This is a genomic window from Mycobacterium interjectum, assembly GCF_900078675.2.
GTDB lineage: Bacteria > Actinomycetota > Actinomycetes > Mycobacteriales > Mycobacteriaceae > Mycobacterium > Mycobacterium interjectum.
The window spans coordinates 1-2777 of sequence record NZ_LT546252.1 but is presented as its reverse complement, the minus strand read 5'-3'; the positions used below and the strand labels follow the sequence as shown (position 1 = coordinate 2777).

At 66.9% G+C, this 2777-nt stretch carries 1 protein-coding gene and 1 pseudogene; both read left to right on the top strand.

The genetic code is table 11. The features are described 5' to 3' along the window. Nucleotides 1-753: pseudogene (locus BN4348_RS59090) on the top strand (beta-ketoacyl reductase); the annotation flags it as partial. Next, the coding region (locus BN4348_RS59085; protein ID WP_142308839.1) for a type I polyketide synthase at nucleotides 750-2777 on the top strand (2028 nt) is incomplete at its 3' end. The pseudogene BN4348_RS59090 and the gene BN4348_RS59085, both read left to right, overlap by 4 nt.

Genomic DNA, 2777 nt, shown 5'->3' with positions numbered 1-2777 from the left:
GACCATCATCGCGGTATCACGCAAACCCGGCCTGCGGCTGCAGGCGTTAACGGAAAGCCTCGCCGCCCAGGGCACGATCCTGGTCACCGTGGCCGCCGATGCGACCGACGAAGCCGCTATGAGCGCACTGTTCAACCAATTCGGCGGCGATCTACCGNCAGCCTCGGATCCGGGCTACTGCCCATGAACGACGAAACCGCCATCACCGCACTGCCACTCCTGATGAACCCGGCCGCCGGAGCCCACTCCATCATGGTCAACGCGGACTGGCCACTGCTCGCAGCCGCATACCGAACCCGCACAGCCCTACACATCGTCGACGACCTAGTGGCGGCGCCCGGCGAGACCCGTAATCCGGCAATGCCCGAGAGCGAATTCCGCGCCGCCCTGCGCAACTGCCCGCCGCAGCGCCGCCATGACATGGTGCTCGACCAGATCGCCCTGCTGGCCGCCAGCGTGATGGGGCTTCCGCCCACCGAGCCATTGGATCCCTCGACCGGCTTTTTCCAACTCGGAATGGACTCGCTGATGAGTGTGACGCTGCAGCGGGCGCTCTCGGAAACACTTGGCGAGTCCTTGCCGGCGTCAGTGGTTTTCGACTACCCGACCGTATACAGCCTCACCGACCATCTGTCCACCGTCCTACCCGAACTGATCGAGGCTCAAGGCGAGCCGGTTGCCAACGCCTATGACGAATTCACCGAAGCTGAGCTGTTGGAACAACTTTCGGGACGATTAAGAGAGTCACGATGAGCACCTCGCCGCCGGACCGCCGGGCGATTATCACCGAGGCGCTGCACAAGATCGATGACCTCACCGCGCGTCTGGAGATCGCGGAAAAGGCCGGCACCGAACCGATCGCCGTGGTCGGGATGGGGTGCCGGTTGCCGGGCGGGGTGAACAACTCGGACGAATTCTGGGAGTTGTTGCGCGACGGCCGAAGCGGCATCGTCCGCGTTCCCGCCGAAAGATGGGATGCCGACGCCCTTTTCACCGAGGACCACACCGTTCCGGGGACGATCTGCAACCGCGAAGGGGGATTCCTCACGGGCTGGCGGCCGGACGAATTCGACGCGGAATTCTTCTCCGTCGCCCCACGCGAAGCCGCGGCGATGGATCCGCAGCAGCGGTTGTTCCTCGAGGTCGCCTGGGAAGCGCTGGAGAACGCGGGAATCCCGCCGCAGACCGTTCGCGGCACCCAAACGTCGGTATTCGTCGGCGTGACCGCCTACGACTACATGCTCACGATGTCCGGTACGGTGCGACCCGAGGAACTCGACGCCTATGTGTTGACCGGAAACTCGGCGAATTTCGCCGCCGGCCGGATGGCCTATCTGCTGGGCGCCCGGGGTCCGGCGGTCGTCCTGGACACGGCGTGCTCGTCGTCGCTGGTGGCCATCCACCTGGCCTGCCAGAGCCTGCGCTGGCGCGAAAGTGATGCGGCGTTGGTCGGTGGGACCAACCTGTTGCTCAGCCCGGGAACCAGCATCGCCTGCTCGCGTTGGGGAATGCTGTCACCGGAGGGGCAGTGCAAAACCTTCGACGCGAGCGCCGACGGGTATGTGCGCAGCGAAGGCTGCGGCGTCGTGGTGCTCAAGCGATTGTCCGACGCGCAACGGGACGGCAATCGCATCCTGGCCGTGGTGCGCGGTTCGGCGGTCAACCAGGATGGCGCCAGCAGTGGCGTGACCGTTCCCAACGGGCCGGCCCAGCAGGAGCTGCTTTGCCAGGCCCTCGGGTCGGCCAAGCTGACACCGGCCGACATCGATTACATCGAGGCGCATGGCACCGGCACACCGCTCGGCGACCCGATCGAACTCGACTCGCTCAGCAAGGTTTTCGCCGACCGCAATGGCCGCGCACCGCTGGTGCTCGGAGCGGTGAAGACCAATCTCGGTCATCTGGAGGCGGCGGCCGGGATTGCCGGCTTCATGAAGACCGTGCTGGCCGTCGCCCACGGCCGCATTCCTCGAAACCTGAATTTCAACGAGCTAACTCCCCACGCCGGCGAGGGCGTGTCGCGCCTGACTATCGCAGCCGAGGACACCGAATGGCCGGCGACCGAAGCACCGCGGCGAGCCGGCGTGTCGTCGTTCGGAGTGAGTGGCACAAACGCGCATGTGGTGATCGAGCAGGCGCCCGAAACATGTGCTGTCCCGCGCGCCGCCGCGCCGGTGGTGTCGACACTGGTCGTGTCAGGAAAAACGCGGCAGCGGGTCGCCGCGACGGCATCAGCGCTGGCCGATTGGATGGAAGGCCCCGGCGCCGAGGTGCCGCTGGCCGATGTGGCGCACACGCTCAATCATCACCGGGCGCGGCAGCCGCGGTTCGCTACGGTGGCCGCCATAGACCGGTGCCAGGCCGTAGCCGGATTGCGCGCGCTGGCCACCGGTGAACCGACTCAGGGCGTGGTGGACTGCCGCGAGGACGCCGTCGGCCCCGGCACGGTTTTTGTCTACTCGGGTCGGGGGTCCCAATGGGCCGGGATGGGCCGGCGGCTGTTGGCCGACGAACCCGCCTTCACCGCAGCCGTGAGCGAGCTGGAGCCGACCTTTGTTGCCCAGGCCGGGTTTTCCCTGCACGACCTCATCGCCGGCGGCAAGGAGCTGGTCGGTATCGAACAGATTCAGCTCGGCGTGATCGGCATGCAGCTGGCGCTGACCCAGCTGTGGCGCTCCTACGGGGTGCACCCCGATCTGGTGATCGGGCACTCCATGGGCGAGGTGGCCGCCGCGGTGGCCGCCGGGGCGCTCACCCCCGCCGAGGGACTGCGGGTC